General features: G+C 69.6%; 12 protein-coding genes and 2 pseudogenes. 8 read left to right on the top strand and 6 right to left on the bottom strand.

All coding sequences use genetic code 11. The features are described 5' to 3' along the window. The first annotated feature begins 4 nt into the window (after window positions 1-4). Window positions 5-505, top strand: a complete 501-nt coding sequence (locus tag ACFV7R_RS25650) for a winged helix-turn-helix transcriptional regulator (protein WP_385267391.1) — start codon at window positions 5-7, stop codon at window positions 503-505. Between the two features lie 381 nt (window positions 506-886). Here the strand turns inward: ACFV7R_RS25650 and ACFV7R_RS25655 are convergent. Further along, window positions 887-1,138, bottom strand: a pseudogene (locus tag ACFV7R_RS25655) (fic family toxin-antitoxin system, toxin component); the annotation flags it as partial. Further along, the gene (locus tag ACFV7R_RS25660) at window positions 1,135-1,440 is read right to left on the bottom strand and encodes a hypothetical protein (protein ID WP_385267394.1); all 306 of its coding nucleotides are present in this window, start codon (window positions 1,438-1,440) and stop codon (window positions 1,135-1,137) included. The pseudogene ACFV7R_RS25655 and the gene ACFV7R_RS25660, both read right to left, overlap by 4 nt. A gap of 604 nt (window positions 1,441-2,044) precedes the next feature. On the opposite strand from ACFV7R_RS25660, the gene ACFV7R_RS25665 reads away from it, so the two are divergent. The 3 genes from ACFV7R_RS25665 to ACFV7R_RS25675 all read left to right on the top strand — a co-directional run bounded on the left by ACFV7R_RS25665 (window position 2,045) and on the right by ACFV7R_RS25675 (window position 3,612). Beyond that, window positions 2,045-2,488, top strand: coding sequence for a VOC family protein (locus tag ACFV7R_RS25665; protein ID WP_385267397.1), 444 nt, complete (start codon window positions 2,045-2,047; stop codon window positions 2,486-2,488). 273 nt (window positions 2,489-2,761) lie between these two features. Continuing rightward, window positions 2,762-3,217 carry an alpha/beta fold hydrolase gene (locus ACFV7R_RS25670; protein ID WP_385267804.1) on the top strand — a complete coding sequence of 152 codons (456 nt, stop codon included), beginning with the start codon at window positions 2,762-2,764 and terminating at the stop codon, window positions 3,215-3,217. Continuing rightward, window positions 3,103-3,612, top strand: coding sequence for an alpha/beta fold hydrolase (locus ACFV7R_RS25675; protein ID WP_385267776.1), 510 nt, complete (start codon window positions 3,103-3,105; stop codon window positions 3,610-3,612). The genes ACFV7R_RS25670 and ACFV7R_RS25675 overlap by 115 nt, the downstream gene beginning before the upstream one ends. Before the next feature lie 130 nt (window positions 3,613-3,742). Here ACFV7R_RS25675 and ACFV7R_RS25680 read toward each other — a convergent pair whose 3' ends face one another. Beyond that, entirely contained in the window at window positions 3,743-5,992 is a 2,250-nt protein-coding gene (locus tag ACFV7R_RS25680; protein ID WP_385267399.1) for a SpoIIE family protein phosphatase, read from the bottom strand. Between the two features lie 82 nt (window positions 5,993-6,074). Between ACFV7R_RS25680 and ACFV7R_RS25685 the strand changes: the two are divergent. Further along, a pseudogene (locus ACFV7R_RS25685) lies at window positions 6,075-6,631 on the top strand (preprotein translocase subunit SecY); the annotation flags it as partial. 18 nt (window positions 6,632-6,649) lie between these two features. On the opposite strand, the gene ACFV7R_RS25690 reads toward ACFV7R_RS25685, so the two are convergent. Genes ACFV7R_RS25690 through ACFV7R_RS25700 form a run of 3 tightly spaced genes read right to left on the bottom strand, consistent with a single transcriptional unit; the run spans window position 6,650 to window position 9,434 of the window. Further along, window positions 6,650-7,342: an NADPH-dependent F420 reductase gene (locus ACFV7R_RS25690; RefSeq protein WP_385267402.1), complete on the bottom strand. Its 693-nt coding sequence runs from the start codon at window positions 7,340-7,342 to the stop codon at window positions 6,650-6,652. An 18-nt stretch (window positions 7,343-7,360) separates the two neighbouring features. Beyond that, the gene (locus tag ACFV7R_RS25695; protein ID WP_385267405.1) at window positions 7,361-8,392 is read right to left on the bottom strand and encodes an LLM class flavin-dependent oxidoreductase; all 1,032 of its coding nucleotides are present in this window, start codon (window positions 8,390-8,392) and stop codon (window positions 7,361-7,363) included. Beyond that, complete coding sequence (locus tag ACFV7R_RS25700) at window positions 8,385-9,434, bottom strand: LLM class flavin-dependent oxidoreductase (protein WP_385267407.1); 1,050 nt, start codon at window positions 9,432-9,434, stop codon at window positions 8,385-8,387. The genes ACFV7R_RS25695 and ACFV7R_RS25700 overlap by 8 nt, the downstream gene beginning before the upstream one ends. 171 nt (window positions 9,435-9,605) lie before the next feature. Between ACFV7R_RS25700 and ACFV7R_RS25705 the strand changes: the two genes are divergently transcribed. The 3 genes from ACFV7R_RS25705 to ACFV7R_RS25715 all read left to right on the top strand — a co-directional run bounded on the left by ACFV7R_RS25705 (window position 9,606) and on the right by ACFV7R_RS25715 (window position 11,848). After that, a complete protein-coding gene (locus ACFV7R_RS25705; protein WP_385267409.1) occupies window positions 9,606-10,304 on the top strand; it encodes a hypothetical protein in 699 nt (232 codons plus the stop codon). Between the two features lie 60 nt (window positions 10,305-10,364). After that, the gene (locus tag ACFV7R_RS25710) at window positions 10,365-10,913 is read left to right on the top strand and encodes a DedA family protein (protein ID WP_385267412.1); all 549 of its coding nucleotides are present in this window, start codon (window positions 10,365-10,367) and stop codon (window positions 10,911-10,913) included. A 146-nt stretch (window positions 10,914-11,059) separates the two neighbouring features. Then, complete coding sequence (locus ACFV7R_RS25715; protein WP_385267415.1) at window positions 11,060-11,848, top strand: PEP/pyruvate-binding domain-containing protein; 789 nt, start codon at window positions 11,060-11,062, stop codon at window positions 11,846-11,848. The last annotated feature ends 24 nt before the right edge of the window (window positions 11,849-11,872 follow it).

Below are 11,872 nucleotides of genomic sequence, written 5' to 3' on the forward strand. Positions count from 1 at the left end.
CGGCATGCCGAACAGAAGTCAGCAACCCGCCGCAGGTCAGACGCGTTGCTCGATCGGCCGCGCCCTGGAGATGGTCGGCGACCGGTGGAGTCTGCTGATACTGAGGGAGGCGCTGAACGGGGCGACGCGTTTCTCGGACTTCCGGGACCGTCTGCACGTGGCGAGCGACGTTCTCACGCAGCGGCTCGGCGTGCTGGTGGACGGTGGAGTACTGGACAAACGGCCCTACCGCGAGGCGGGCAGCCGGTCGCGGATGGCCTACCACCTGACTCCCGCAGGGCGGGATCTCGTCGTGGTCTTCGGCGCCCTGCAGCAGTGGGGCGACCGGTACTGCCCGCACCCCGACGGTCCGCTGGTACGCCGGGGCAGCAGGACGAGTGGCCGCGCCCTGCGGGTCGCCTTTGTCGACGAGGAAGGCAGGGAGACGCCGCTCGACGACGTCGACCTGGGCGCTCCGATGGATGCAGTGGAGGCGGGCGACCCGCCCCGTGGCATGGCAGAGTAAGGGGGCCGGACGCTACGCAGCGCAAGTTGCCGGCCCCGGATCCGACGGAGTCCGGTCGGAGCGCGTCAGGGTGAGAAACGTGTGCGGCATCGCGGTTCGGCGCACCGACCGCGCACATCCCCGTCCCTGTCGCCTGCGACGCCGCTCCCCTCCGGCTACCGCGGGAGGGGACCGGATCACGGCAAGGCCCTGCGGGCGAGGGCACGCCGGGCCCACCGCACGGGCCGGGAAACCGCAGCCGGCTATGTCGCGGTGAAGCCGTGGAACGCCTCGACGAAAGGTCAGATCAGACCGGCCCGGTAAACGAGCAGGGCGATCTGGACGCGGTTGTTCACGTCGGGCCTGCGGCCTCTGCCGGCCGCCGACCCCGCCGGAGAAACAGGCCTCGGTGGCATGCCAGGCGAAGGCCTCCCCGGAGTGGTCCAGACAGGGCAGCCTCGCCGGCGTCTGGAGCAACGCAGCCGCCTTCAAGTACAGGGACCCGTAGACGGCGCGTTCCAAGGCACGTGCGTTGACTCGAGCGACGGCGGCATAGAGGGGCTTCAGGCCGTCGACCTGGGGGTCGCCGTCGAGCAGTTCGGCGGCATGGAGCAGGAACGTGACGTCGAGCGGGTACGGCTCCGGACGGCTCACGCGGCGTGACCCCGTCCCCGTTCCTGACGTTCCAGCTGCAGCCGTGCCTCGTGCTCGGCCGCCCGCTGCTCGGCGTCGGGGTCCAGGCTGCTCGGCTCGACTGCGAAAGCCGCGCCGCTACGGGCCATCGACGTCTTGAACCCCTCCAGAAACCGCTGTTCCACGGCGGTAGCCCGAGTGTAGGCCGCCGACAGAATGTACTCCTGCATGCTGACGCCCTCCTGACGCGCGGCAGCCGCGATGGCAGCCAGTTGTTCGGGGTCGGGGAAGCGCAGGTTCATCGCCTTGGGCTCTGCAGACATGACACTCGTGGTGCCGGCGGTACCGCTCATCCTGTCCAGTGTTCAGTGCTCCCGCCCCTGGGGCGACCGGGCAAGGCGACGTGCGCACTCATCTCGTCCGGATGATCTCGGTGCAGGGGCCCGCCGCCACCCCTCGACAGCGCGGCGGGTGGAGTCAGTCGAAGGTCAGCTCGACCACCCGAGCGGCCTTGCACGGACCGGACCGGGGGCACTGCGGTGAGCAACGTTTCGGCGCTTCCGCGCCAGGAGAGGCGCCGGCACTGGCCCCTGTGGCAACCGCGACCGGTCGGCAGTCGCCTTCGCGGGTCGAGTGCGCATCGGCGCGCGCACCCCGTTGTTGCCGACGAGCACACGAATGCACCACAGGCGAGGACCGCATGCTGCATTCGGCATCTGGCGTTCGCCCCAATCGGGCAGTCACGACAGGGTATTCGGCGACCGGCTACCTACGCTCACCGACCCCCAGTCATCCTCACCCTGCCCCGGACCGTGCGGGACCATGAGCGTCACCAGTTTGGCAGGTGACGAAAGCATTGCCACACTCTCACTAGTTCAACCGGTGGCGCACCGAAGTGTGACGCCCTGTCATGAAGAGAAGGCAAAAATGGATCTGAAACTCGAAGTTGTCGTACTGCCCGTCGCCGACGTCGACCGGGCCAAAGCCTTCTACGAGAAGGCAGGATTCCGCCTGGACGTCGACTACGTCGGCGACGACAGCTACCGCGTGGTTCATCTGACGCCTCCGGGCTCGCAGTGCTCCATCCTCTTCGGCACCGGGGTCACCACGGCCGCACCGGGCTCGGTGCAGGGCCTGCACCTCATCGTCTCGGACATCGAGGCTGCCCACGCGGACCTCGTCGACCGGGGCATCGAGATGGGCGAGATCTTCCACGACGCGGGTGGGGTGTTCCACCGCGGCACGGAAGAGGGACGAGTCAGTGGCCCGCACCCCGAGCGCGCCAGCTACGGCTCGTTCGCCGCCTTCAGCGACCCGGACGGCAATGGGTGGGTGCTGCAAGAGGTGACGACCCGGCTTCCCGGCCGGTGATCACGCGTCCGCCCGTCGGGCACGGCCGCATACACACCAGCTCCGGCCGACTCGCCCCGGCGAAGGCCGGAGCACCGCACCGGTGACAAGAGCAGCCAAGGACGGCACGCGGGTAGGTGGACCGCTCCATGCGCCGAGCGGTCGCCGGTGATTCTCCACTCCAACCAGATGACCGATCATCTGGATTCCGTGACCCGAAGTGACAGATGCCACGCCTGAGGGGCGGACAGGCTGGGTGTCGGGCGACAGACGGCACCGGACTGCTATCCGCACATGCCCGAGGACCCATGTATCTCTTGGTCGTGCCCCGCCCGTCCCGTACGACTGGCCGCCCCGCGCGGCGACTTCGCCGCTCTGCGAGCCGAACCCTCGGACCGACCGCACCGCGGCACCGTTCTGCTGCTGCCCGGCCACACGGGCAGCAAGGAGGAGTTCGTTCCCCTGCTCCCGTACCTGGTCGACGTCGGCTACCGGGCGATCGCGGTGGACGCCCGCGGGCAGTACGAGACGGACGACCCGGACGACGAGGCCGCCTACCGGCAGAAGGCGTTGGCCATGGATGTGCTGGCCCAGGCGGAAACCCTCGGTGAACCGTGCACCTGCTGGGTCACTCGATGGGCGGTCATCTCGCCAGGGCGGCGGTACTGTCGGATCCCCGGCCATTCGTGTCCCTCACGCTGCTGTCCTCGGGGCCGGCCGAAGCGGGTCGACTTCGGCAGTCGGAGTTGAAGCTGCTCCTGCAGGCACTCGAGACCATGACGATGGCACAGGTATGGGAGGCGCTGGGGGAGAGGCGGCACATACATGCATCGGCCGAGGAGGCCGAACACCTGCGCTCGCGCTGGCTGCGCACACATGTTTCCCACCTGCGAGTGGTGGGACGGCAGCTCCTGACCGAACCGGACCGGACACCGGAACTGGCAGCCGTGGAGTCGCTGCCCAAACATGTCGTGTACGGCGATGCCGAGGACACCTGGACGCTGTGGCAACTGGAGGACATGGCCGCTCGGCTGAGGGCGCACCGGACGCTCCTGTCGGGTGCCGGACATTCGCCCAATCTCCAGCTCCCCGCCGAAACCGCGGCGGGCCTGATTGCCTTCTGGTCCCGACTTCCTCGAGCCTGAGCCCCGCCGCACGCGGGCACCGGGACCGGCCGGAAGCAGGCTCCGCCGGCCCGGGCATCGGCCGTGTGCCTGGCGGACGGCGCTGCCGAACGTGGTCACGTGCGCTGCGCCGACCGCTGGTCGGCGACTCTCAGTGCAGGGTGATGGGCAGGTCCAGCGAGACCGTTTTGCCCTGCCCGTTGGGGGAGCTGTTCCACTCTCCCACCAGTGACTCGACGATCAGCATGCCACGGCCGTGCTCTGCTCGGGCGTTCTCCTCCTCGGTCAGTGACAGGGGGGAGGGAATGGGTGGGTTGCTGTCCGAATCCCGCACCTCCAGCCGCAGGTGATCCGCGAAAGCGCGCAGACGAACGTCCACATCACTGCCGGCATGGATGAGCGCATTGGTGACGATCTCCGAGACGACCAGTTCGAGGGCGTCCGACATGTCCTGCAGGCCCCAGGAACCCAGATGCTCGTGCACGAACATGCGGGCCGTTCGCACCCCGCGCAGATCGCGGCGCTGAATGTGCAGTCCAGCCACCCGGGGCTCGCCTTCACCTCGCGCACCTTCGTACAGCGCCAGCAGCACGGCGGCGTCGTCGCGACGCTGCTGCGCTGGGCAGACCTCGGTGATGATCAGATCGGCCAGTTGCTCCAGATCGGGTGTGGACCCGCTGTCGCCGGAGCCGAGCAGCGTCTGGGCGCAGGCCTGCGGATCGGCTGAGTGCCAGTCGGCAAGCCCGTTCGTGTACAGCATGAGGACCGAACCGGACTCGAGAGTGTGCTCGCGTCCCTGGTAAGGATCCGCAGTGGAGACGCCCAGAGGTACGTTGGCCGGAGCGTTCAGGACACGAATGCTCCCGTCGGGTGCCCGCACCAGGGGAGCGGGGTGCCCGGCCAGGGCCACCTCGGCGGTGCCGTCCATGGTGTCCAGCGCGACGACGCAACAGGTCATCGTCAGATCGGTGCCCAGAGTGGCGAGGAGACCGCCGGTCCGGTCGATCACTGCGGAGGGACGGTGTCCCTCGGTGGCGTAGGAGGCCATCGCGGTGCGCACCTGTCCCATGACGGCGGCGCTCTCCATGGTGTGCCCTTCCACATCGCCTACGACCAGCACAGCGCGGTCACCGGGCAGCGTGATCACGTCGTACCAGTCACCCCCCACCTGAGAGGTGACGCCGGCGGGCCGGTACCGCGCCGTGATGGCCAGCCGCGGCGGGTTCGGGAGCTGGGACGGCAGGAGGAACCGCTGCAGACATTCGGCCACCGCCCGCTGTCGCGCGCTCAGTTCGACGCGCTCCACGGCCGCTCCCAGCAACCCCGACATCATGCCGAGCAGGGCCCTCTCCTCGGGTGGGAAATCACGCGTCCCGGAGAACGTCAGACAGCAGACCCCGACGACCTGCCTGCTGCCGGAGAGCGGCAGGTCGACGAACTGTCCGTCGCCGGTGAGCGGCAGGTAGGCCTCGGTTCGTGGTCGGTCCGGGTTGAGGAGGCCGGGACCCGACAGTTCGTCGTCGCAGATGAACAGCGGGCGTCCGCGGAAGGCCTCGGCTGCCGGAATCCGTTCGTCCAGCCCCGCACCGTGCAGGCCCCGGACCAGGTCCGAGGAGTCACCGCTGTGTCCGAGGACCCACAGTCGGCCCTCGCTCGCCGAGACCAGTACCAGGGCTCGGGCCCGCAGCGGGGACATGACCCAGTACTGGGCCGCGCCCACGACGTCGTCCATGGTCGTGGCCCGGTTGAGCAGGTCGGCCAGACGGCGCAGCGGGTACATCATGCTCGTACCCGCGGACCCGGGGACGCTGCGCACCCCCCAGCCAGGTGTGCGCACACTGGTGTCGACGTCGGCGTCCGGCGGGACCAGCATAGGCATCGGGCCGGCGGCGACGGTGACGCCGTCATCGACGAGCTTCCTCAGAGCCCTGGCGAGCTCGCCTCCGATGTCTTCCAGTGCCGCGCGATCGGCGGGCGAATAGGAGCCGCCGGTTTCCAGCCGGAGTACGGTGAGGGCGCCGAAACGCCGATCCCCGACGGTGACGGGGGCCGAGGCGGCGGCGTAGGGATAAGGAAGCGCGTGCTTCTGGGCAGGGTCGGCAGGATCCGGATCCATCAGAACGGCCGCTCTCCCCGACTTCCAGGCACGTGCTGTGGCGGCAGTCGAGTCCAATCCCATCCGTCCGGGAAACGTGAAGAACGAGGGCGGGCTGCCGCCGGCCAGGGCGAGCCGGAGTTCGCCGCGGCGCTCGTCCAGCAGGTACACCGCTGCTGCCACAGCCCTCAGCTGCTGCCTGGCCTTGCGAGCCGCGCGGTGGAGGACCTCCGCGAGTTCCGTGCCGTGGAGGCCCCCGGGCTCGCCGCTGCGGTGCCAGCCCGCCTCCGGATGGCTGCTCGTCACGAGACGGCTCCCTCCAGCGAAGCGCTGGGTCTTAAGAGGATTTATCGCACTTGAGTGCAAAGCAATTATTTGACGCACCGTGGCTCCACGCGAGCCCGGCACTCGCTTACGGAAGACCTCGGCGACCTATATCCCCCTCAAGATCAACCAGGCCGGCGTCGTCCCGGTCATTTTCGCCTCGTCGGTCCTCTACATTCCCGCGTTGATCGCCCAGTTCTCCCATTCGACCGCGGGCTGGGCGGCCTGGATCACCGGTAACTTCGTCAGGGGGGACCATCCCTATTACGTGGCCGCATACTTTCTGCTGATCGTGTTCTTCGCCTTCTTCTACGTGGCGATCACGTTCAACCCCGAGGACGTGGCGAACAACATCCGGCAGGCCGGAGGTTTCGTCCCGGGTATCCGGGCGGGCCGGCCCACCGCCGAGTACCTGAACTACGTCCTGAATCGGCTGACCTGGCCGGATCGCTGTACCTGGGGCTGATCACGGTGGTCCCCACCGTTGCCTTCGCGAGTTTCGGTGGCGCCAATCAGCTCACCGGGACGAGCATCCTGATCATCGTCAGCGTCGGGCTGGAGACGGTCAAGCAGATCAACAGTCAGATCGAGCAGCACAGCTACGAGGGGTTCCTGCGCTGATGTCCGTCGGCGGAACTGTCAGGTCCCCGATCGGACCCTGCTGATCGCCCGGCCCCGCTCCGACTCGGGGAAGCGGTCGATCATGGCGCGCAGTTCTGCGGCGCTGACGTCGGCTCCGAACGGTTCGGTTCCCGGTTCCAGCCGTACGCCGTCGGCGAGCGTTCCGGCGATCACGGGGTCGAAGCCCAAAGCGTTGACCAGGTGGGCGACCACAGCCCGGTCGTCGGGGTCGTCCCCGGCGATGGCGATCGCCTTGCGGCCGACCGCGCCGACGGGCCGGGCCTCGTCCTCGAGGTCGTGATAACCCATGTGGTTGAACGCCTTGACCACGCGCGAGTCCGGCAGGTGGTCCCGCACGATCTCGCTCGTGGAGGTACGCGGGTCGGTCAGGTCGTCGCGTACGCCGTCCGTCTCCCACCAGTAGTTCATCGCGTCGACGACCAGCTTGCCGCGCAGCGGCTCCACCGGGATGCTGCGGTACTTGCCCAAGGAGAGTGCCAGGATCGCGATGTCCGCCCCGTCCGCGGCCTCGGCCGCGGTGACCGCGACGGCGCCCGGGGTGAGGACCTCCACGGTGAGGGCGATGTCCGCCGCCGGTCCCGATCCGGCGATCAGCACGCGGAAACCGTTCGCGACGGCCAGCCGCGCCAGTACGGTGCCGACCTTTCCGGCGCCCAGGATGCCGATCGTGCGGATGCCTCTCGTGTCCATGCCGTTTCCTTTCGCGGCTCAGTCGGCCAGCATCTCGCGGACCATGGGGATCACCTTCGTGCCGTACAGCTCGACCGCCCGGAGGCGGGCGCTGATCGGCTGCGAGCCAGCGGTGTAGAGCAAGTCGAACCTGCGCGCACCGAGTGCGCGCATGGAGCGGGCCATCTTGCGCGCGACCGTCTCGGGCGAGCCGATGTACAGGGAGCCGCGCTCGATCTCGGACTCGAACTCGTGCCGCCGGATCGGCGGCCAGCCCCGCAGCGCCCCGATGCGGTCGCGGATCTCCCGGTAGTGCGGCCAGAACACCTCGCGGGCCTCCTCGTCGGTGTCGGCGACGAAGCCGGGTGAGTGCATACCCACCGGGTGGGCGGTGGTGCCGAACTTCGCCGCCGCACGCCGGTAGAGGTCCGTGTAGGGGGCGAACCGCTCGGGTGAGCCGCCGATGATGGCGAGCATGAGCGGGAAGCCGTAGTAGGCGGTGCGGACGACCGACTGGGGGGAACCGCCGACACCGACCCAGGTGGTCAGGTGCCCGGACTCGGTGGTGGGGAAGACCTCGGCGTTCTCCAGCGGTGCCCGCACGGTGCCCTGCCAGGTGACGGGCTTCTCCTTGAGCAGTCGCGCGAAGAGTTCGAGCTTCTCGTCGAACAGCGTGTCGTAGTCGCTCAGGTCGTAGCCGAACAGGGGGAACGACTCCGTGGAGGAGCCGCGGCCGAGGATGATCTCGGCCCGGCCGCCGGACAGCGCGTCGACCGTTGCGAAGCGCTGGAACACCCGGACCGGATCGTCGGAACTCAGCACCGTCACGCCGGAGGACAGACGGATGCGCCGGGTGCGCGTGGCGATGCCGGCGAGCACGGTCTCGGGGGTGGAGACCGCGTACTCCGGCCGATGGTGCTCGCCCAGTGCGAGGACGTCGACGCCCAGGTCGTCGGCGAGGACGGCTTCCTCGACCAGCTGCCGGATCGCCCTCGCGTGGGTGACCAGAACACCGGAGTCGTCCTCGGGCACCTCGCCGAAGGTGTCGAGACCGAAAACGAGATCAGACATGGGAGGGCTCCTTGGCGAGCAGTTCCCTGACCCGCGGGGCGACTTCGCGGCCCAGCAGTTCGATCGTGCGAGCGCGGGCCTGGCGGGGCAGGTGCAGGATGTCGTACTTGAGGTCGAAGCGGCTGAGGTGCAGATCGCGTGCCACCTGGACCATCTTGCGGGCCACGGTTTCCGGGGAGCCGACGAAGAGCGCGCCTCGGCCGAGTTCGTCCTCGTACCGCTTCCGGGTCGGCTTGTAGAAGCCCCGCTCCTCCGCGAGCGAGGCCACGAGCGGCCTCCAGTACTCCCACCAGGTCTCGATCGCCTCCTCGTCGGTGTCGGCGACGAGTCCCAGGGAGTGCTGGCCGACGGGCTGGGGGTCGTGTCCGAACTGCCGCAGTGCCCGGTGGTACAGATCGACGTGGCCGGCGAACCGCTGAGGCCGGCCACCGATGACGGCCATCATGAGAGGCAACCCGTAACGGGCCGCCCGCATGACGGAGTTGGGACTGCCGCCCACGCCGATCCAGGTGGGTATGCCACCTTCGCGCATCCGGGGGCGCAGCCGCTGTCCGACGAGCGGTGCCCGGTACGCGCCGGACCACGTCACCGTCTCCTCCCGCTGCAGCCGCATGAAAAGCTCCAACTTCTCCTCGAACAACTGCTCGTACTCCGCGAGGTCGTAGCCGAACAGCGGAAAGGACTCCGTGGCCGACGCGCGGCCGAGCACGAGCTGGGCCCGGCCGTTCGACACGGCGTCCAGCGTCGAGAAGTCGTGATAGAGCCGCACGGGGTCGTTGGTGCTCAGCACGGTCACCGAGGTGCCGAGGCGGATGCGTTCCGTGACCGTGGCCATGGCGGACAACAGGACGGGCGTGGCGCTGTCGAGGTGGTCGGGCCGGTAGTGCTCGCCGATGCTGAAGACGTCCAGCCCGGAGGCTTCGGCGAGCTTCGCCTCCTCGACGAGCAGCCGGACGGTCTCGGCGCCGTCCAGCGTCCGGCCGCCGTCCGTGGCGACCTCGCCGAACGAGTTCAGGCCGAATTCGAAGGCCGGGGCCTTCATGTCTCCTCCTCGGGCGGCTGCACGGGCGGCAGGGCCGACCGTAACTTGTTTGACGAGGCAAGCATCAAGCCCGGTGCTTGATATGTCAAATACATAGTTGCTTGACGTGGCAACTATATTTATACTTGCTTCGTCAATTAAGCGAGGTGGCCAACCGTGGAAGCCCACGCCATGAGCAAGCCTGGAGCCGCCGCCCCGGCGGCGTTCATTCGCGCGAAGAGCGGCCGTCGCCGCGACGTCCACGCGCAAGAGGCGCCCCTGCCCAGGATTCTGCGGCACGCGGCTACCGGGGCCGCAGCGGCCGCACTGCTCCACGCCGCACTTCTGGGGGTCTCCGGACCCGATCCTTACCCGAACCTCGCCTGGATGGACACGGCGGAGGCCATGTCCTCCCTCTACATCCTCGCTCCCTGGCCTTTGACGGCTCTGGTCCTGCTGTGGCTCGCGCATCAGCGGCCGGTGGTCTATGCCCGTGCCGCCCTCGCTTTGCTGCTGACCAGCGGGGCGGGGCTGGCCTACGCCTGCTGGGCTCCCCTGGAAAAGCTGCCGGCGCACGAGGGCAGTCTCATCCGGGAGTACCTGGCGCTGCCAGGCGCGCTCACGGGCTGGTACCTGGTCATGGCGCTGGCGGTCGTGACCGCCGTCCCGTCGGCCCGCACACGCATCACCGTCGGGGTGGCGGCGCTGAGCGCGGTCGTGATATCAGTCCTGGCCTCCTCCCACCCCTGGCTCGCCGCCGCGTCGGCCGCGGGGATACCCTTGTTGACCTGGTTCGTCGCGGGACGGCTCCCGGGACAGGACACTGGGCGCCGCCGCCCCGCGGACGCCTGGGATCCACAGTGGCGGGGGGGTTCCCGCGCGGTCTCGTGAATCCGGGACACCGGCCCGAGTCACCGCCCCCGTGCCCTCGCGGCAGGCGGGCTGACGACCGTGCACCTCAACGCCGTGATCGAGGCGGCCGGCTGGTGGTCGTACGTCGTGGTGTTCGTCCTGACGGCCGCCGAGACCAGCGCCTTCCTCGGACTGCTGGTGCCCGGGGAGACGGCCGTTCTCCTGGCAGCGGCCATCGCCGGGCAGGGCGGTCTGCACGCCCCGCTGCTCGCGGCCGCCGTCGTGGCGGGCGCCGTCACCGGCGACAACCTCGGCTTCGCCCTGGGCCGCCGGTGCGCACGCCGGCTCGGCCCGCGCCGGACAACGAAAATCGGCCACCGCCACCGCGACGGACGGGCCCGGGCCTTCTTCACCCACCACAGCGGGGCAGCGGTGTTCACGGGCACGTTCATCGGCTTCGCGCGTACCTTCCTGCCCTTCGTCGCCGGCTCGTCGGGCATGCCCTACCGACGCTTCGTCCTCTACAGCGCGGCGGCATCGCTGGTCTGGGGGGCGGCACGGTGCTGCTCGGCTACTTCGCCGGTGCGGCCGCGACCGAACTGCTGCACAAAGCCGGAGTGGTCGGCGTCGTCGCGCTCGCCGCCGTGACCGTTCCGGCCCTCGCCGTCATGACGATGCTCGCGGGTCGCCGCCCGCGGGCCACCAGGTCCACGGTCGTGGCGTCCGGCGGCCAGCGGCCCCGTGCCCGGCAGGACGCGGCAGACAACTTCACGCACACACAAGAGAGATGAGCCATGCGATTCGAGGTTACGGAGTGGGCCGTGCTGCCACTGGAGACTCCACCGGCCACGGACCCGTCCGTCACCGGCGCCAAGGCCGCCCGTCTGGCCCGCGCCGCCGTGGCCGGCCTGCCCGTGCTGCCGGGCTTCGTTCTGGTGCCCGCCTCGCGCGCACCTGGGGCCGTCACCGGGGAGCGGGCGCTGCGTGCCGCATGGGTGCAGTTGGTCGGCGGGCAGCGCGGTGAGCGAGCGGTCGTCGTACGGTCCTCCTCCGTCCACGAGGACACCGAGAACTCCTCCATGGCGGGCCGCTTCGACTCCGTGCTGGACGTGCGGGGCTGGGACGCCTTCGTCGCCGCGGTGCGCACGGTGCTGGCCTCCGCCCGGCGGGTCAGGCCACTGCGTTCGTCCGCACCCGGGCTGCCCGCCGACGGTATGGCGGTGCTGGTGCAGCCGATGCTCAAGTCGGCCGTCGGCGGCGTGATGTTCGGCGCCGACCCCGTCGAGGGCCGCACCGACCGGATCCTGGTGAGCGCCGTGCGCGGTGGTCCCGATCAACTCGTCGACGGCAGTACGCAAGGCGTGCGCTACCAGCTCACCCGGTGCGCCCGTCCGGTGGGCGGCGCCGCGGCCGGACGTCGCGGCGCCCGCCTGCTCACGCGCGGGCAGATGCGTGGGCTGGTGACGCTGGCCAAACGGACGGAGCGCCTCTTCGGCGGTCCCCAGGACATGGAGTTCGGGTTCGACCGCGAAAGGCGGCTGTGGCTCTTCCAGGCCCGGCCCATCACCGCCATGACCCCATGACCGCCGCGGGGCGCCCGCCTGCTG

It is taken from the genome of Streptomyces sp. NPDC059866, assembly GCF_042731325.1.
GTDB classification, from domain to species: Bacteria; Actinomycetota; Actinomycetes; order Streptomycetales; family Streptomycetaceae; genus Streptomyces; species Streptomyces flavusporus.